Genomic DNA, 16,818 nt, shown 5'->3' with positions numbered 1-16,818 from the left:
GCCACGACATGACCCTCAACATGTAAAAAGGCGTAACATATGCCCGCGAAAAACCAAGCCGCCCTCGATTTCCTGCTCACCCGCCGGTCCCGCCCCGCCAAGACGCTCTCCGAACCCATCCCAGACCGGGCAACCCTCGAACAGCTTCTAACCGCCGCCGCCCGCACGCCAGACCATGGAAAGCTCGAACCCTGGCGCTTCATCGTGCTGGGCAAAGGCGCCATGCCACGTCTCGCAGAGACCGCCGAAAAACGCGGCCACGCGCTGAACCTCGACCCCGATCAAATCACCAAAGGGCGCAGCCAATTTGACCAAGGGCACCTCGCCGTTGCCGTTATCGAAATCACCCGTGATGTCGAGAAAATCCCAACACTGGAAATGACTTACTCAGCAGGCGCCGTCTGCCTCTCCCTCCTGAACGCCGCCCTTGCCGCAGGCTGGGGCGCCAATTGGCTCAGCGGCTGGCCGAGTCATGACCGAGGCTTCATGACCGACGCCCTGAACCTCGCCGACAACGAACGCATCGCCGGTTTCATCCACATCGGAACCGAAACTTCTGCCCCGCCGGAACGCCCAAGACCGGACGTGCCCGCCATCACAACATGGGTCGACGCATGATCCTCACCGCCTTCTTCACGGCCCTCGGCCAGATCAGCGACCGGCGCTTCCGCCGTGTACTGCTGCTCGGCATAGCACTCACGATCGCCCTGCTCATCGCAGCAACATCGGGCCTTGTATGGTTCATCGGCTGGCTCACAGCCGATGGCGTGTCCGTCCCATGGATCGGCACCATCACATGGCTGGGCGACATCATCACATGGAGCTCGTTCTTCCTGTTCTTCGTGCTGTCCATCTTCCTGATGATGCCGGTCGCCTCGGCCATCACGTCGATGTTCCTCGATGAAGTCGCGCAAGCCGTTGAAGACAAACATTATCCACGCCTGCCACCGGCACGGAATGTGCCCATCGGCGACGCCATCGTGGACACAATCAACTTCCTTGGCGTGCTGATCGGCGCCAACATATTGGCGCTGATCCTCTATGTGATCTTCGCCCCTGCTGCCCCCTTCATCTTCTGGGGGCTGAACGGGTTCCTTCTGGGCCGTGAATACTTCACCCTCGCAGCCATGCGCCGCGTAGGGCGCGCGCGCGCCAAAGAGCTACGCCGCGCCCACAACGGCACCATCTGGCTGGCGGGCACGCTGATGGCGATCCCGCTGTCGGTGCCGCTCGTGAACCTGTTGATCCCGATCATCGGGGCAGCCACGTTCACCCATATATTCCATGGGGTTACAGCGGCTGCAGCGCCCGATCAAAGAAGTTCATATCGTCCAGACTGATCCAGCCGGAAAAGATGATGCCGGCGATGATGATCCACAAAACCAGCGCAACCCAGGTCACGATCCACGCCTTGCGGCGAGTATGATGATGCTCGGGCGCACCTGCATGAGTGCCCGGCTCGATCTCCCCCAGATCGCCTTGGGTCTGCACCTTGATAGGCAGGGCAATCAGGAAGCACAGCCACCAGATCACCGCATAGAGAACAAGGGCCGATGTGATGCCCATCAGACCTGCTCAAGCTCGGTCAGGGTGCCGTTCATGTCCTTGGGATGCAGGAACAAAACCGGCTTGCCATGCGCGCCGATCTTGGGCTCTCCATCGCCCAGAATCCGCAGACCGCTGGCCTTCAGATGGTCGCGAGCGGCAAGAATATCTTCGACTTCATAGCAGACGTGGTGGATGCCACCGGCCGGGTTCTTGTCGAGAAAACCTTGGATGGGGGAGTTTTCGCCCAAAGGGTACAGAAGCTCAATCTTGGTGTTCGGCAACTCTATGAAGATGACGGTGACACCGTGGTCGGGTTCATCCTGCGGCTCACCCACATTGGCGCCCAGCGCGCTGCGATACTGCGCAGCGGCAGCGTCTAAGTCCGGGACGGCAATGGCGACGTGGTTCAGGCGACCGATCATGTTCTGGGGCTCCTTTGGCTCGCGTGTGCGCCCTTATCGCCAAGCATCGGGCGAGGTGCAATGTGACGTTAACGCGCTGTTAGGCATGGGCACGTAACGATGAGTCGCAAGAGAGTTTCGGAGGATCTGATGGACACGACGGACCCGTTCAAGCCAAACTACCCTGCCCCTACGCCCTTGCGTCCCCTGCTGGGCCTCACGGTTCTGGTGATCGAAGACAGCCGCTATGCCTGTGAGGCGATGCGGTTGCTGTGCCTGCGCAGCGGTGCCCGAATCCGGCGGGCCGATACGATGCGCGCTGCCCGGCGACACTTGCAGGTTTATCGCCCGTCAGTGGTGATTGTCGATCTGGGCCTGCCCGATGGGAACGGGGCCGATCTGATCCATGAGCTTGCAGGCGCCGCGCAACGCCCAGATGTGATTCTTGGGATTTCAGGGGATGCCGACAGCGAACATCGTGCACTTGATGCCGGGGCCGACGGTTTCATGGAAAAGCCGGTTGTGTCACTCGCCCTGTTTCAGGAGGCGATCCTGAGCCACCTGCCGGACGATCGCCAGCCGCTTGGCCCGCGCGCTTTGCCTGAGGGAGAGGTTGAACCCGATCCCATTGCTTACCGCGACGACATGGTCCATGTGGCTGACGTCCTTGAGGATGCGCAGGACACGCGAGCGCTGGACTACATCGTGCAATTCCTGGCGGGCGTTGCACGCAGCGCGCAAGACACCGAACTCTTACACGCAACCGATGCGCTGGCAGCAAAGCGCGCACGCGGCGATGCCGCAGCATCGGAGACGGCGGTGATTGCCGGATTGGTACAGGCGCGTCTGGCCGAAAAGATCGCGATCTGATCGCGACTTACTCTGCTGCGCCCATCGGATCATCGGCCACCCGCACCAACCGGGTCAAGTCCGACAAGCGTTCCTGCTGCGCTCCGTCCGCGTCGAAATTGCTGTCAGCCAGCCAGGCGCCAAAGGCTTCCTTGAGCGAGGACCATTCCGCATCAATTGCGGCAAACCAGGCCGTGTCCCGGTTGCGCCCTTTGACGACTGTAGCCTGCCGGAAAATCCCTTCGTAACTCAACCCCAGCCGTTGAGCGGCCCGGCGGGATCCCGCATTCAACGCATCGCACTTCCATTCGAACCTGCGATACCCGGCCTCGAACGCCCAGCCCATCATCAGGTACAACGCCTCTGTCGCGGCCCGTGTTTTTTGGAGGCCCGGGCTGAAATTGATGTGCCCAACCTCGATGCTGCCTGCCTCCGGTGCGATGCGCAGGAAACTCGCGACACCTTCATAGCATGCTGTCTCAATGTTGAAGACCGCGTAGAACTGCAGGGACGGGTCCTGCTCCATGTCGCGCACCCAGCGGTGGTACTGGGATGACGAGGAAAACGGTCCGTAAGGCAGAAAATCCCACACGGTATCGTGGCCGACATAAGCGCGGTACAGCAATGCCGCGTGCGTGTCCGCAAACAAGGGTTCAAGGCGCGCGTGGCGACCCTTCAAAACCAGCGTGTCGTCGGGCACGGTTGGCGGCGTCCAGTTTGGAACCGGCGCAGCATTCACGGAATAGATCGCAGTCATGCCGGGACGGTAGGCAAGGTTTTGGAGAAGGCCAAGAGCGATTGTCGCGGTTCAGAGCAGAAGGCCAGGATCGCCCCCCATATCCACGCCGGGGAAAACCGCACCTTCCAGAACGCTGCGGTCCAGACCCGTCAGCCCACGCATGATCCAGGCCGCATGGGCGCGGACATCGCCGGTCGGCATCAGATCGCGCTGCTGATAAAGGTCACCATCGCCCAGACCCGGCCATTGGCCAAAGACTTGCCCGCCTTTGATCGCACCACCGGCAAGGACCATCAGACCGCCGGTGCCATGATCCGTACCTCGGGTGCCGTTCTGGCGGGCGGTGCGGCCAAATTCAGTCATCGCCACAACGGCCGTCTTACTCCACGTATTGCCGCGCATCTTTCCGCGCAGGGTCACAAGCGTTTCAGCCAACCGTGTCAAAGCCCTGTCCAGATGCCTTTCCTGCCCGGCATGCGTGTCCCAGCCATTGAGCGAGAACGCGGCGATGCGCGCATCCTCTGAAAGACGAGCCGCAGCGAATTGCGCAATCTCCAGATGCTCGCCCTTCAACTGTTCAGTGTCGCCACCACTGACCTGTGACAAAACCTGTGCCTCGGCCAGCGCTGCATGCAGTGCCGGATCGCTTTCTGTGACAAGTTCCAGCAAGCGAACGGCTTGCGGGCTGATGTCGAGATCAGCGTCCGGCGACCAATTCGCGACCTCTGCGCTACCTTGGACCAGACGCATGTCGCTGTGGCCAAGGGCAAACGCAGTCTGCGACGTCACTCCCGGCACCGCTTGCAACATGCGGTTCAACCACCCGTCCCGCACGCCTGCCATACTGGTCGTTCCGGCCTCAAGCAGGTCCTGCCCGTCGAAGTGGCTGCGCTTGTCACGGTAGGGGGTCGACACGGCATGCACGAACGACAACTGGCCCGCATCCCACATCGGCATCAACGGCGCGAGGCTGGGATGCAGGGCAAAGTAACCATCCAGATCCAGGGCACCACCCTCCGGACCCGGGGACATATTACGCCGCAGCGCGCGGAACGCGGGATCGCCATAGGGCCTGACCACGTCCAGCCCGTCCATCCCGCCACGCAGAATAATCACAACAAAGCGGGTGTCCCAAGGCGCCGCCGCGAAACTGACCGGCGTCAGCAGGGGACTGGCCGCCAGTGAACAGCCGATCAGCCCGGTCCGGGCCAGAAAGTCGCGGCGAGAGACGGAAGAGGGCATCACGTTCTCCTATCTGCGCTGAAATGCCGGGGACATCAGGACAAGGCCGATGGCTTCGGAACGTGTTTCCGCAGCAGCAGCCGCAAAGCGCACCGGCTCTGTAGCAAAATCACCAAGCGCATGGTCCACAAAATCGCGCGGATCGGGCAGCGGGTCCACCAACTCGCCTGGAAAGGCCATCGCCCACGTCACGCGCAGGGCAAGCCCTTGCGGCGTGATCCATTCCGGATCTTCTTCGGCCCATCCGTCAGGACCGCTTGGGGTTTCCCACCGCTGTCCCATGTTAAATAGCGGCTGCATGAAAATGCGTCTGATCCACCGCTGCTCACGATCAGCGAATGCTGCTGGCGGCACGGCCAATGCCCGGATCGCAGAGGACATGAAATCAATGGGCGGCTTGATATTGGACAACTCGCGCGTCCATACGGACGGATGCGACAGGAGCGCCTCATACACGGGCATCAAGGCGCCATCATGTGCAATGAACGCCGCCTCCATCGCATCAATCAACGCCGGATCAGGTGTGTCGCTGCCGAAATGTACGGCCAGTTTGGTCGCGATATGGCGGGCCGTCGCAGGATGACGTGCGAGATCCGCCAAGACGCTGCGAACTGTGTCCAAATTCGCGGTCTCGCTATAGGTGACACCCAGAACAGTCTCTGCCCCCGGTTCCGCCAGTCGCTTTTGAAACTTCATCCCGTTGCGCGCGTCAAAGGTCAGCCCGGTCAGCAATTCAGCCAGTTCGGTTACGTCGGTTTGGCTGTAGGGTCCATCCACGCCCAGCGTATGCAGTTCGAGCAATTCGCGGGCGAGGTTTTCGTTCAGACCGACCTTACGGTTTTCGCCAATCCGCTCCGCACGCTGGCTGTTTGGCCCAATGGAGACACGTTGATCGAGGTAGTCCACCATCAGCGGATGCGTCACGGCCTCGGTGAGCAGCTCTTCGAATTTGCCCGCGATAAAGGGGCGAATGGCGTCTTCGATGTAGGGCGATGTACCACGCCGGATCACGCCGCGCTTGCCCATGGCCGTGAAATGATCGGCCCAAAAGGCCACGATCCTCTCGCGGAATGCGGTCTCGGTATGGGCACGGCGCAGCATCGTGTGGCCCAGCCAGACGGCCACATCCTCGCGCGCTTCCTTGTTCAGCACGTTCCGGCGCTTGCGCGCTTCGGCCGCCAGCGGTGTGCCCCTGTTTTTCCTGCGAATTGTGACCTGTTCACTGACTTCGACCATGCGGGATCGAAAGTCATGAAAGCTTTGGATCGGAAACCTTTCGGCTATCACGTCTGGCTCTGTCAGTCCCGACAGCATGGCCTGTACATCCGGTGGCGCTGGATATTCCGGCGACACGCCGTAGCCAAAACGAATTTCCGCAAGCTGAGGGTCGAAGGACCGCACGACAATCACCCGGTGCTGTGGATTCACCGGACAAAGATAGCATCGCGGGCGTCCTTTTGCACCGCCGCCCGCAATAACATGTGCGTTTCTTTGCCTAGTCTTGCGGAATGATGCGCAGACCCAGTTCCATCAGCTGGTCGCTCGTCGGATCGCTTGGCGCGTCCATCATCAGATCTTCGGCCCGCTGGTTCATCGGGAACAGGATCACCTCGCGGATGTTCTGTTCGCCCGCCAGCAGCATCACGATCCGGTCGATTCCAGCCGCACAGCCACCGTGGGGCGGGGCACCGTATTGGAACGCGTTCACCATACCGCCGAACCGCTTGCGGACTTCGGTCTCGTCATAACCCGCGATCTCGAACGCCTTGAACATGATCTCGGGCCGGTGGTTCCGGATGGCACCAGACACCAGCTCATAGCCGTTGCACGCCAGATCGTATTGATAGCCCAACACCTTAAGCGGATCGCCGTCCAGCGCCTCCATACCACCCTGCGGCATGGAGAACGGGTTGTGTTCAAAGTCGATCTTGCCGGTTTCCTCGTCCGCCTCATAGATCGGGAAATCCACGATCCAGGCGAAGGCAAAGCGGTCCTCGTCAATCAACTTGAGCTCTTCGCCGATCACGTTGCGGGCACGGCCTGCGATTGCCTCAAACGCCTTGGGTTTGCCGCCAAGGAAGAACGCAGCGTCGCCCACGCCAAGGCCCAGTTGCTGGCGGATAGCCTCGGTGCGTTCCGGGCCGATGTTCTTGGCCAGCGGGCCGGCGGCCTCCAATTCAAAATCCAGAGCACTGATCCTTGCGTCCAAGTCAGCAAGAACTTCATCACGCTCGCCAGAGACCTTCTCCCCGGTCAAATCAAATCGGAAAGAAACGTTGTCCCCAGGCGCATAACTTGTGGCCAAATTCTTCTTTTGGATTAGAAGCGCTTCCAGCTCTTTATTACCACCACTGGCGCGCCAGAAGATGTAGCCCATCCCAGGCAGCCCTTCTTTCTGCGCATAAGCATTCATCCGGTCACAGAATTTGCGGCTGCCGCCGGTGGGTGCCGGGATTGCGCGGATTTCCGTGCCGTCCTGCTCCAACAACTTAGCAAAGATCGCAAAACCAGAACCCCGGAAGTGGTCGGACACCACCTGCATCTTGATCGGGTTGCGCAGGTCGGGCTTGTCCGAGCCGTACCAAAGTGCCGCATCGCGGTAGCTGATCTGCTCCCACGTCTCGGGCGCATCGACTTTCTTGCCGCCACCGAACTCTTCGAACACACCGGCCAGCACGGGGGCAATCGTGTCGAACACGTCCTGCTGCTCAACGAAAGACATCTCGATGTCCAACTGGTAGAAGTCGGTGGGCGAGCGATCGGCGCGCGGGTCTTCGTCCCGGAAGCACGGCGCAATCTGGAAATACTTGTCAAAGCCCGACACCATCAACAGCTGTTTGAACTGCTGCGGCGCCTGCGGCAGCGCATAGAACTTGCCGGGATGCAGACGCGACGGCACGAGGAAGTCGCGCGCGCCTTCGGGCGAGGATGCCGTGATGATCGGCGTCTGGTACTCGCGGAATTCCTGATCCCACATGCGCTTGCGGATCGACGAAACGACGTCCGACCGCAGCTTCATGTTCTCTTGCATCTTCTGGCGACGCAAGTCGAGGTAGCGGTAGGTCAGGCGCGTTTCTTCCGGGTATTCCTGATCGCCAAACACCATCAGCGGCAGTTCCGCCGCGTGGCCCAGCACTTCCATGTCGCGGATATAGACCTCAATCTCCCCCGTGGGCAGCATGGGGTTGATCAGGCTCTCGTCCCGCGCCTTCACGTTGCCATCGATGCGGATGCACCATTCGCTGCGCACCTTCTCGACGTCCGAGAACACCGGGCTGTCGGGGTCGCACAGTACCTGCGTCACGCCGTAATGGTCACGCAGGTCGATAAACAGCACGCCGCCATGGTCGCGCACCCGGTGGACCCAGCCCGACAGACGCACGTTATCACCCACATTGGCCGAGGTCAGAGCGGCGCAGGAGTGAGAGCGGTAAGCATGCATGGTCGTGTCCCTTCGGGGCTGCGGTTTTGATCGGCGCAGATACACCGGGCAGGGGGTGGAAAGTCAAGGCGACAACGCGGTTTGGGCCATGCTATCACCGATGAAAAGGGAGGCTGCGATGGACGATAAATGGGCCAAGGGCATGGGCGTGCGCCGGACCGTGCTCGGCGATGCACATGTGGACCGGGCACAAGCGGTGAAAACCGCGTTCGACGCGCCCTTTCAGGAGCTGATCACCGAAGGGGCCTGGGGCACCGTCTGGGCCAGCGACGCGATCAGCCTGCGGGAAAGGTCCATGCTCACCCTCGCCCTGCTCGCCGCCACCGGGAATTTCGACGAAATCCCCATGCACATCCGCGCCACGGCCCGAACGGGCGCCACGCCGAGCGACGTGGCCGAAGCGTTCCAGCACGTCGCGATCTATGCTGGCGTTCCCCGCGCCAACCGCGCATTGCAGATCGCGAAGGAGACATATGCTGAGATGGAGGCCGAGAGTGGCTGACCCCCTTTACCCAAGGGACCGCAACTGGCACCCGGCGGCATACTTCCCCGAGTATAAATCCAGCCTCCTCCGATCCCCGCAAAAACCGCTGGTCAAGGCGCCGCCGTCCCCTAGCGAGGACCATGGCCCGGTCTTTGGCCATGACATGCTCGGCCCCCTTGATAACGACTTGATCCGCAACTTCGCCGCACTGGACGAAATGGCGATTGGCCCGCGCATGATCGTAAAAGGGCGTGTCTTGGACGAAAACGCCCGGCCAATGCCCGGCGTACTGATCGAGGTCTGGCAGGCCAACGCAGGCGGACGCTATCGCCACGCCAAGGAAGGATACCTCGCCCCCCTCGACCCGAACTTCGGTGGCTGCGGGCGGATGGTCACCGATGACGACGGCGCATATCGCTTCATAACGGTCCAGCCCGGCCCCTACCCGTGGCCCAACGGCCCCAACTCATGGCGCCCCGCCCACATCCACTTCTCCGTCTTCGGCCACAGCTTTGCCCAGCGCCTGATCACCCAGATGTATTTCGAAGGGGACCCACTGATCCCCCTCTGTCCCATCGTCCGCGCCATCTCTGACCCCGCCGCCATCGACCAGTTGACCGCCCGTCTGGACATGGACGCAACGGCCCCAATGGACGCACTCGCCTACCGCTTCGACATCATCCTGCGCGGGCGCGGGTCGACCCCGTTCGAAAACCGAATGGAGGGGAATTGATGACAGCAAAACGGCGCAAGGAAAGCCCATCGCAAACGGCCGGGCCTTACGTGCATATCGGTTGCACACCCAATTTTGCTGGCATCACGGGCGTTTACGACAGTGACCCCGGCACGGTGATGATAAGTGACAGTGTGATCGGAGAGCGGATCACTGTCACGGGTACCGTGTTTGACGGAGAGGGTGCGCCTCTGACCGATGCACTGATCGAGATCTGGCAAGCGGACGCCACCGGGCGTTTCAATGCGACAAACAACGGTTTTACAGGATGGGGTCGATGCCCTGCGGATCAGGAAACAGGCGCTTGGCGGTTTGACACGATCCGCCCCGGCGTAACCGGCGATGGCGCGGCACAGATCACGTTCTGGATCGTCGCGCGCGGCATCAATGTCGGCCTGCACACCCGCATGTACTTCCCTGACGACCCACTGCTGCCAAGCGATCCGTGGCTGTCACTTGTTGAAAATACGCGACGCGACACCCTCATCGCCAAACAGGTCGCGGACGGGCATTTCCAGTTCAACATCCACCTACAAGGCCCAAACGAAACCGTCTTCTTCGACGCCTGAAAACGCAAAACGCGGGCCACAATGGACCCGCGTCTCAGATCATTTACAACCGCTTACAGCAGATCGAAACGGTCGTTGTCCATCACCTTAGTCCATGCGGCGACAAAGTCCTTCACGAACTTCTCGGCATTGTCGTCCTGAGCATAAACCTCAGCATAGGCACGCAGGATCGAGTTGGAGCCAAAGACCAGATCAGCACTCGTCGCAGTGAACTTGATCTGGCCCGTCGCACGGTCCCGCAGCTCATAGGTGCCGTCGTCGATCGCGTGCCAGCTGTAGGCCATGTCGGTCAGGTTGACGAAGAAGTCCTGCGTCAACTGGCCCACGCGGTTGGTGAACACACCGTGGTTCGACCCGCCATGGTTCGTGCCCAGCACACGCATCCCGCCCAGCAGCACAGTCATCTCCTGCGCGTTCAGACCCAGAAGCTGCGCCTTGTCGAGCGTCATTTCCTCGGCACTGATGGCCAGACCATCCTTGGCAAAGTTGCGGAAACCATCGGCATGAGGCTCCAGCACGTCAAAGCTATCGGCGTCTGTCATCTCGTCCGTGGCATCGCCGCGACCGGGCGTAAACGACACGGTGACGTCGAAACCAGCCGCCTTCGCAGCCGCTTCAACACCCACGTTGCCCGCCAACACGATCGCGTCCGCGACCGAGGCACCGGTCTCTGCCGCAATCGGCTCAAGCACTGCCAGCACGGCATCCAGACGCTCGGGCTCGTTTCCTTCCCAAGTGCGTTGCGGGGCCAGACGGATGCGCGCGCCATTGGCACCCCCTCGCTTATCCGAACCACGGAAGGTCCGGGCGCTGTCCCAGGCGGTCGCGATCAGGTCAGCATGCGAAACGCCGCTCGCCGCGATCTTCGCCTTCACCGCATCCACGTCATAGCCGGTGTTGCCAGCAGGGATCGGGTCTTGCCAGATCAGATCCTCGGCAGGCACATCGGGGCCGATGTAATTGGCGCGCGGACCCATGTCGCGGTGGGTCAGCTTGAACCATGCGCGGGCAAAGGTGTCGCGGAAGTACTCTTCGTCCGCCATGAACTTCTCGCAGATCTCGCGATAGATCGGATCGACCTTCATCGCCATGTCAGCGTCCGTCATCATGGGCATGGTGCGGGTCGTGCCGTCACCGGCATCAACGGGCATGTCCTCTTCCTTGATGTCGATGGGCTTCCACTGATGCGCGCCGGCAGGCGACTTGGTCAGCTCCCACTCATAGCCGAAGAGCAGCTTGAAATAGCCCATGTCGAACTTGGTGGGCTCGGTTGTCCAGGCACCTTCAATGCCCGATGTGACCAGCGAATCCGCCTTGTCGGTCTGGTTCGGGTTGGTCCAGCCCATGCCCTGATCCACGATACCAGCGCCTTCGGGCTCGGCTCCCAGCGCTTCTGCATCACCGTTGCCGTGGGCCTTGCCAACTGTATGGCCACCACAGGTCAGAGCCGCGGTTTCTTCGTCATTCATCGCCATCCGGGCAAATGTCTCGCGCACGTGCAGCGCGCTGCGGGCCGGGTCCGGATTGCCGTTCACACCTTCGGGGTTCACATAGATCAGGCCCATGTGCACAGCCGCCAGAGGATTGGCCATGGTCGATGCATCGTCCAGATCCTCATACCGGTTCTCGGACGGAGCGAGCCACTCGGTCTCTTCCCCCCAGTTGATGTCGATGCCCGGTGCCCACGTATCGGCACGGCCAAAGCCAAAGCCAAACGTCTTCAAGCCCATGGATTCATAAGCAATATTGCCCGCAAGCAGCATCAGGTCCGCCCAGGACAGAGCGTTGCCGTACTTCTTCTTCACCGGCCACAGCAGACGGCGGGCTTTGTCGAGGCTGGCGTTGTCCGGCCACGAGTTCAGCGGGGCAAAGCGCTGGTCACCGGCCGAGCCGCCGCCGCGACCATCCTGCATCCGATAAGTACCGGCCGCGTGCCACGCCATCCGGATCATGAAGCCACCGTAGTGACCCCAGTCAGCGGGCCACCATGGCTGGCTGTCTGTCATCAGGGCGTGCAGGTCGGCTTTGACAGCGTCGAAATCCAGTCCCTTCACCGCTTCGCGATAGTCGAAATCGGCGTCCATCGGATCAATCCGTGCGCCGTGCTGGTGCAGCACCTCGACCTTCAGGGCGTTTGGCCACCAATCCTTGTTGGTGCGTCCGCCGAATGTGCTGGCAAGGCTTGCGCCATGCATGACGGGGCATTTGCCAATATCGTTGCCGTCCATGTCAGTCTCCGTTCTTTGCTGCGTTGGTGTCGATGCTGCTTGCACATCTAAGGCCAGTTAAGAATCATTCTAGACTTGTCTTCAGATTCATTTGCCGTCCCGGTGCCAAGCATCTGGATGCCTTCGATTCGGATTTGCATTTGCCGAACCGTCCGCGTGTAACGGCAAAGTAAGGTGCAGTTCAGATTAATAGAAGTTGCATTTTTAAATCATGTTCATAAGTAAAAATTATGAATATCACCCTCCGTCAATTGCGATACTTCAAGGCGCTCGCGCAGGACCTGCACTTCGGTCGGGCAGCGGACAGATGTGCCATTTCCCAGCCCGCGTTGTCCGTGCAAATCCGCGATCTGGAGCAAACCCTTGGCCTTGAATTGTTCGAGCGGCAACCCCGCGCTCTGCGGCTGACGCCAAAGGGCGAAGACTTTGAAATCCGCGCGACAGCCATCCTGCGCGCCATGGACGAGTTGGGCGACTGGGCCACATCGGCGCGCGGCACCACGCTTAGCCGCCTGCGCCTTGGCATTATCCCAACCATTGCGCCCTATCTGCTGCCCAACCTGATCAGTCAGGTGACGAAGGCGCACCCACAAACCGACCTACACGTGCGCGAGACGGTGACACCTCGGCTGATCGACGAGCTGATAGACGGGCAACTGGACGCCGCCATCGTCGCCCTACCCCTCGACGAACCGGGCCTCGTCGAAACCCCTCTATTTTCCGAAGAAATGGTGCTGATCCGCCCCAAGACCGACGCGGCTGCACCGCCCGTAACCGTGGACGAACTGGCGCAGTTGCGCCTGCTCCTGCTGGAGGAAGGGCACTGTTTCCGCGATCAGGCCATGTCGTTCTGCAACATCAACCCGAACCGCCCGCGCGGTGGACTGGACGGCAGCTCGTTGGGCACTCTGGTTCAGATGGTGGGCGCGGGCATCGGTGTGACGCTGATCCCGGACATGGCCATTGATGTGGAAACACGCTCCGCACCCGTATGCATCAACCGTTTCGCGGGGACCGCGCCCAGCCGATCTATCGGCATGGTCTGGCGCGCAACCAACCCCATGGGACCCGCCTTGCAAGACCTCGTTCCGCTGGTGCAACAGGCCGCCGGGCACAAGGGCTGAAACGGGAAACGCCGCCCCGAAGGACGGCGTTTTTTGGTTGCGGGAGTAGGATTTGAACCTACGACCTTCAGGTTATGAGCCTGACGAGCTACCGGGCTGCTCCATCCCGCGCCAATTGGTTCGGGTGATGTACGCCAAGTCGCGGGGGACCGCAAGACCATCCCCCACATTTGCCGTCATAAATTCGCGCAGCTACTCCCAGAATTCCGCCTGCCACTCCAGGTTCGGCAATTCCTCGACCACCTCGAACGCAATCGTGTCACGGAACACACGGTCATGGCGGTCGGTCACGGTGATCTCAATCTTATGCACACCGACGGGCAGGTCGCTTGGCATGTCGACACGCCACAAATGGCTGCTGTTGTCGGTCAGCATCCACCCCTGAAACGGGTTAACTTTCCCAGTCCAAGATGTGCCCTGCCATGTGCTGAAACCCGCCGTCTCATCCCCGCCATCCACGGATCGCGCCGCAATGGACCCTTGGGTCGATTGCACGGCAAGCGCCAGCGGATCGGCATATTCGACGCCCTCGCGCTTCTCTTCGCCGGTGCCGGATTGGGTCCGCGTCGCTTCCATTGCATCCCCGCCATTGATGCTTGCAACGACAGTGGATGAGGCCGATCCACCCCACACATTCACCGCTAGCCACGTGCCTTCGGCTAGATCATCCGTCGTCAACATCAGCATGTCACCCAAATCGCGACGCACGACCGGTGGGGTCTGATCAAACTCCCGATCATAGAGCGCGCGATAGGTCAGCAAACGCTCTGCCCAGTCGCGAAAACGCGGTGTGTTGAACGAGGCATGAAACTGCTCGTCCGCATCCGTATGAAAGGTCCGAAAGGTTTCCACAAACTCAGGCCCATTGAACGCCAACTCATAAAAACCGCGCGGGCTGCCCAGCCGCTGCGTGGCATGCGGCACCCCTTGAGCGTTCAGATCACCGGCCCACCAGCTGCCGGACAAGGCCCCCGCAATGATGTGATGAAACGGCGCAGGACCGACATTCGTGGCCGCTTCCCACCCATCGAAATACTCACCTTCTTCAATGTTTTCAGTGGTATGCGTGTGCCCCGCCAAGCTCACCACCTGCCGATCACTCAAGATAGCAACCAGCTCATCAAGGTTGTCGGTCTGGTGCTTGGCCGCGGTATTGTCGGTAAAGGTCTGGAAGGGGATATGCGCACTCAGAACAATCAGCTTGTCCTCGGGCACGTTCTCCAGCGTGTTCGCCAGCCACTCCAACTGCCGTTCGGTGACCATCCCGTTATATGTGGTCCGCGCCTCTAGCGCACAAAAGTCATGGGTGTCCACGCCGTTACAGGGGTAGCGTACGTTGTCCAAGGCAACGAAATGCACGTTACCAATCTCAAAGGAATAGTATTCTGGCCCCCACGCGCGGCGGAACGTATCGAAACTATCCTTGTCCTCAGCCGCATCGAAATCAATGTCGTGGTTGCCGCCCACAAAGTATTGCGGCGTCCGGCCCACGGCGATGATCGACTGAAATCGGGGATACAGGGTCAGATCATCCCCCATCACATCGCCAACAAAGATCAGGCATTCGGTATCCGACAGGTCAGCAGTGGCCAGCATCTGCCCCGCCGTGTCGCGGACATAGCCAATCTCACGGTTGGTGTAGGCCTGCGCATCGCCAAAGATGAGACAATTGAACTCGGACCCAACTTCATCTTCGATAAGCGGAAAGTTGACGGCCTCTGGCAGTGGTCCAGTGGGTTCGAGCCCGCCAAAACGCAACTCAGGCGACCCAGCTTCCTTATGGATATAAGCAAACTGCGGAACCATCTGGGCATTCAGCGGTGTCGCATAACCCGCTGGCTTCGTGATCATCAGGTTCATATCATCATAGGCGGGCAACTCATAACTGCCGTCTTCGGCCGTCAGAACAACCTCCCGTCCGTTCGAAACCATGACATCAGGTAGCCCAGGTTCGCCCTCATCGAACTGCGCATTCCGGTTTTCATCCAGAAATACAGTTCCCCGCGCCATATCGGCGCCGTCCGCGTCGCCGCGGACGACGTGAACGCCACCGATATAAGTAGGGTCCTTGGCCATCGCGGCCCCTGCGAGGGTACAAATGGCAGTCATGGTCAGAAGTCGATGCATCAGAAAGCCTTTCGCTGAAACGTGCGACGGACACCGTGCACTGAGTCGGTGACGGGCCTTCAATCATAGCGTGAATTTTGAACGACAGATTCGTGACAGGCGGCGGCTTGCCGACCGACGCGGTCAAACGCTCTGACAGCGGGCGCAGTAGTACAACGTGCGGGCTGAAATCTTGGTGACACCAATCTCGGACTTGCAGGTCGGGCAAGCCGCTTCCGCGTAGATATTCACCCGCTCCTGAATGTCCTGACCGGCAGCGGGCAACTCTCCGTTTGTGATGATGGAGTTGTATTTGACGCCAATCTGCATAAGCGCACGCATCTCGGCCCACAGCTTATGCAACGTCTCCTCAGGCACGTCACACCCTCGCATAAACGGGTTCAGACCCAAAAGCCAAAGGATTTCAGTGCGATAGATATTCCCGATCCCGGAGATAACCTGTTGGTTCATCAAGAGCGTGGCAATCGGCGAGCGGCTCTTGCGGATGCGGGCAATAGCGCGTTCTGGCTCGTCCGGTTCTGCCAGCAGATCGGGCCCGTATTTCATCCGAAATGCAGCAAGTTCCGCGTCAGTTAAAATCTCACAAATGGCCGGGCCCGTGATGTCGATCACATGCGACAAGGATTCCATGCGGATCCGAACCACGTCACGCGGCGGATCAGCCGGTTGCGCACTGCGATAAATGCGCCCGGCAAGCCCAAGATGGATGTGCAGGTGCTCACCACTGTCGAAGTGATAAAGCAAATGCTTGCCCAAAGCGTCGATCGCGACGCATGTCCGCCCGTCAATCATCGCGGCGCCATCTGCAAACCGGCCCTGGGGTGACGTCGCAGCGATGCGCTTGCCTACGAGCATGGGGCGCTGGTCTTGCGCAGCGCGGTGGATCGTATGGCCTTCGGGCATGGAAGTCTCACAAAACAGTCTTGCTCAGACACAGCGACATAACGCGAAGTGTCTGCGATTAAAGGCTGAACTGTAGGGAGTGTGTCATCGTAAGAGAGATACTCTCGAGCGGCTTTTTAGGTTTGGCAGTGACCTACTCTCCCACACCTTAAGATGCAGTACCATCGGCGCTACAGCACTTAACGGCCGGGTTCGGGATGGGACCGGGTGTTTTGCTTGCGCTATGACCACCAAACCGAAAAAACCGCTCAGAACGATCAACAATGTGTCCAAGTCGCGTACGACTTTGTGATGTGTATGCTTTGATCAGTGAAGTCTTGCTTCTACTGGATCAAATCAAGCCTATCGGGCAATTAGTACCAGTCAACTGAACGCATTACTGCGCTTACATCTCTGGCCTATCGACGTGGTGGTCTACCACGGCCCTCA

General features: G+C 60.2%; 16 protein-coding genes, 1 tRNA gene and 1 rRNA gene. 7 read left to right on the top strand and 11 right to left on the bottom strand.

Annotated elements, in window-relative coordinates:
- The first annotated feature begins 39 nt into the window (after positions 1-39).
- A complete protein-coding gene (locus FD715_RS06645) occupies positions 40-618 on the top strand; it encodes a nitroreductase family protein (RefSeq protein WP_147107050.1) in 579 nt (192 codons plus the stop codon).
- Positions 615-1,340 (top strand): EI24 domain-containing protein, encoded by a 726-nt coding sequence (locus FD715_RS06640; protein WP_147107047.1) that lies wholly within the window; start codon positions 615-617, stop codon positions 1,338-1,340. Before FD715_RS06645 ends, FD715_RS06640 begins: the two co-directional genes overlap by 4 nt.
- Here FD715_RS06640 and FD715_RS06635 read toward each other — a convergent pair.
- Both FD715_RS06635 and mce read right to left on the bottom strand, forming a co-directional pair.
- Complete coding sequence (locus FD715_RS06635) at positions 1,291-1,566, bottom strand: DUF1467 family protein (RefSeq protein WP_147107044.1); 276 nt, start codon at positions 1,564-1,566, stop codon at positions 1,291-1,293. The genes FD715_RS06640 and FD715_RS06635 overlap by 50 nt on opposite strands.
- On the bottom strand, positions 1,566-1,970 hold the full coding sequence (gene mce, locus FD715_RS06630) for a methylmalonyl-CoA epimerase (protein ID WP_147107041.1): 405 nt from the start codon (positions 1,968-1,970) through the stop codon (positions 1,566-1,568). Before mce ends, FD715_RS06635 begins: the two co-directional genes overlap by 1 nt.
- Positions 1,971-2,099: 129 nt before the next feature.
- Here mce and FD715_RS06625 point away from each other — a divergent pair, with 129 nt between their 5' ends.
- On the top strand, positions 2,100-2,819 hold the full coding sequence (locus tag FD715_RS06625) for a response regulator (RefSeq protein ID WP_147107038.1): 720 nt from the start codon (positions 2,100-2,102) through the stop codon (positions 2,817-2,819).
- Between the two features lie 7 nt (positions 2,820-2,826).
- Here FD715_RS06625 and FD715_RS06620 read toward each other — a convergent pair whose 3' ends face one another.
- The 4 genes from FD715_RS06620 to aspS form a co-directional block, all read right to left on the bottom strand.
- Positions 2,827-3,555, bottom strand: a complete 729-nt coding sequence (locus tag FD715_RS06620; RefSeq protein WP_147107035.1) for a GNAT family N-acetyltransferase — start codon at positions 3,553-3,555, stop codon at positions 2,827-2,829.
- Between the two features lie 51 nt (positions 3,556-3,606).
- The gene (locus tag FD715_RS06615) at positions 3,607-4,779 is read right to left on the bottom strand and encodes a DUF1501 domain-containing protein (RefSeq protein ID WP_147107033.1); all 1,173 of its coding nucleotides are present in this window, start codon (positions 4,777-4,779) and stop codon (positions 3,607-3,609) included.
- A gap of 9 nt (positions 4,780-4,788) precedes the next feature.
- Entirely contained in the window at positions 4,789-6,207 is a 1,419-nt protein-coding gene (locus tag FD715_RS06610; protein WP_223274758.1) for a DUF1800 family protein, read from the bottom strand.
- A gap of 67 nt (positions 6,208-6,274) precedes the next feature.
- Positions 6,275-8,221, bottom strand: coding sequence for an aspartate--tRNA ligase (gene aspS / locus FD715_RS06605; protein ID WP_147107030.1), 1,947 nt, complete (start codon positions 8,219-8,221; stop codon positions 6,275-6,277).
- Positions 8,222-8,339: 118 nt separating this feature from the next.
- Here aspS and pcaC point away from each other — a divergent pair, with 118 nt between their 5' ends.
- From pcaC to pcaG, 3 genes are read left to right on the top strand one after another with little or no spacing between them, the layout of a single operon-like run.
- Positions 8,340-8,723, top strand: coding sequence for a 4-carboxymuconolactone decarboxylase (pcaC, locus tag FD715_RS06600; protein WP_147107027.1), 384 nt, complete (start codon positions 8,340-8,342; stop codon positions 8,721-8,723).
- Entirely contained in the window at positions 8,695-9,438 is a 744-nt protein-coding gene (gene pcaH, locus FD715_RS06595) for a protocatechuate 3,4-dioxygenase subunit beta (RefSeq protein ID WP_147107024.1), read from the top strand. Before pcaC ends, pcaH begins: the two co-directional genes overlap by 29 nt.
- Positions 9,438-10,007, top strand: coding sequence for a protocatechuate 3,4-dioxygenase subunit alpha (gene pcaG, locus FD715_RS06590; RefSeq protein ID WP_147107022.1), 570 nt, complete (start codon positions 9,438-9,440; stop codon positions 10,005-10,007). Before pcaH ends, pcaG begins: the two co-directional genes overlap by 1 nt.
- A gap of 53 nt (positions 10,008-10,060) precedes the next feature.
- Here pcaG and katG read toward each other — a convergent pair whose 3' ends face one another.
- Positions 10,061-12,235, bottom strand: a complete 2,175-nt coding sequence (katG, locus tag FD715_RS06585; RefSeq protein WP_147107019.1) for a catalase/peroxidase HPI — start codon at positions 12,233-12,235, stop codon at positions 10,061-10,063.
- A gap of 227 nt (positions 12,236-12,462) precedes the next feature.
- Here katG and FD715_RS06580 point away from each other — a divergent pair, with 227 nt between their 5' ends.
- The gene (locus FD715_RS06580; RefSeq protein WP_223274786.1) at positions 12,463-13,359 is read left to right on the top strand and encodes a hydrogen peroxide-inducible genes activator; all 897 of its coding nucleotides are present in this window, start codon (positions 12,463-12,465) and stop codon (positions 13,357-13,359) included.
- A 34-nt stretch (positions 13,360-13,393) separates the two neighbouring features.
- On the opposite strand, the gene FD715_RS06575 is transcribed toward FD715_RS06580, so the two are convergent.
- The 4 genes from FD715_RS06575 to rrf form a co-directional block, all read right to left on the bottom strand.
- A tRNA-Met gene (locus FD715_RS06575) sits at positions 13,394-13,470 on the bottom strand.
- Between the two features lie 81 nt (positions 13,471-13,551).
- Positions 13,552-15,468: a calcineurin-like phosphoesterase family protein gene (locus FD715_RS06570; RefSeq protein WP_189799429.1), complete on the bottom strand. Its 1,917-nt coding sequence runs from the start codon at positions 15,466-15,468 to the stop codon at positions 13,552-13,554.
- Between the two features lie 141 nt (positions 15,469-15,609).
- Positions 15,610-16,389, bottom strand: a complete 780-nt coding sequence (locus tag FD715_RS06565) for an Fpg/Nei family DNA glycosylase (RefSeq protein WP_147107010.1) — start codon at positions 16,387-16,389, stop codon at positions 15,610-15,612.
- Between the two features lie 120 nt (positions 16,390-16,509).
- Positions 16,510-16,624 (bottom strand): 5S ribosomal RNA (gene rrf, locus FD715_RS06560).
- Between the last annotated feature and the right edge of the window lie 194 nt (positions 16,625-16,818).

Source organism: Tateyamaria sp. syn59, from assembly GCF_007995245.1.
GTDB lineage: Bacteria > Pseudomonadota > Alphaproteobacteria > Rhodobacterales > Rhodobacteraceae > Tateyamaria.
This window is presented reverse-complemented; position numbering and strand designations above follow the sequence as displayed.

Coding starts and splice junctions, on each gene's coding strand:
- aspS (WP_147107030.1), bottom strand. CDS start 8,221: ATGCATGCTTACCGCTCTCACTCCTGCGCCGCTCTGACCTCGGCCAAT.
- FD715_RS06620 (WP_147107035.1), bottom strand. CDS start 3,555: ATGACTGCGATCTATTCCGTGAATGCTGCGCCGGTTCCAAACTGGACG.
- FD715_RS06640 (WP_147107047.1), top strand. CDS start 615: ATGATCCTCACCGCCTTCTTCACGGCCCTCGGCCAGATCAGCGACCGG.
- pcaC (WP_147107027.1), top strand. CDS start 8,340: ATGGACGATAAATGGGCCAAGGGCATGGGCGTGCGCCGGACCGTGCTC.
- pcaH (WP_147107024.1), top strand. CDS start 8,695: ATGCTGAGATGGAGGCCGAGAGTGGCTGACCCCCTTTACCCAAGGGAC.
- FD715_RS06625 (WP_147107038.1), top strand. CDS start 2,100: ATGGACACGACGGACCCGTTCAAGCCAAACTACCCTGCCCCTACGCCC.
- FD715_RS06565 (WP_147107010.1), bottom strand. CDS start 16,389: ATGCCCGAAGGCCATACGATCCACCGCGCTGCGCAAGACCAGCGCCCC.
- mce (WP_147107041.1), bottom strand. CDS start 1,970: ATGATCGGTCGCCTGAACCACGTCGCCATTGCCGTCCCGGACTTAGAC.
- FD715_RS06615 (WP_147107033.1), bottom strand. CDS start 4,779: ATGCCCTCTTCCGTCTCTCGCCGCGACTTTCTGGCCCGGACCGGGCTG.
- pcaG (WP_147107022.1), top strand. CDS start 9,438: ATGACAGCAAAACGGCGCAAGGAAAGCCCATCGCAAACGGCCGGGCCT.
- FD715_RS06645 (WP_147107050.1), top strand. CDS start 40: ATGCCCGCGAAAAACCAAGCCGCCCTCGATTTCCTGCTCACCCGCCGG.
- FD715_RS06635 (WP_147107044.1), bottom strand. CDS start 1,566: ATGGGCATCACATCGGCCCTTGTTCTCTATGCGGTGATCTGGTGGCTG.
- katG (WP_147107019.1), bottom strand. CDS start 12,235: ATGGACGGCAACGATATTGGCAAATGCCCCGTCATGCATGGCGCAAGC.
- FD715_RS06570 (WP_189799429.1), bottom strand. CDS start 15,468: ATGACTGCCATTTGTACCCTCGCAGGGGCCGCGATGGCCAAGGACCCT.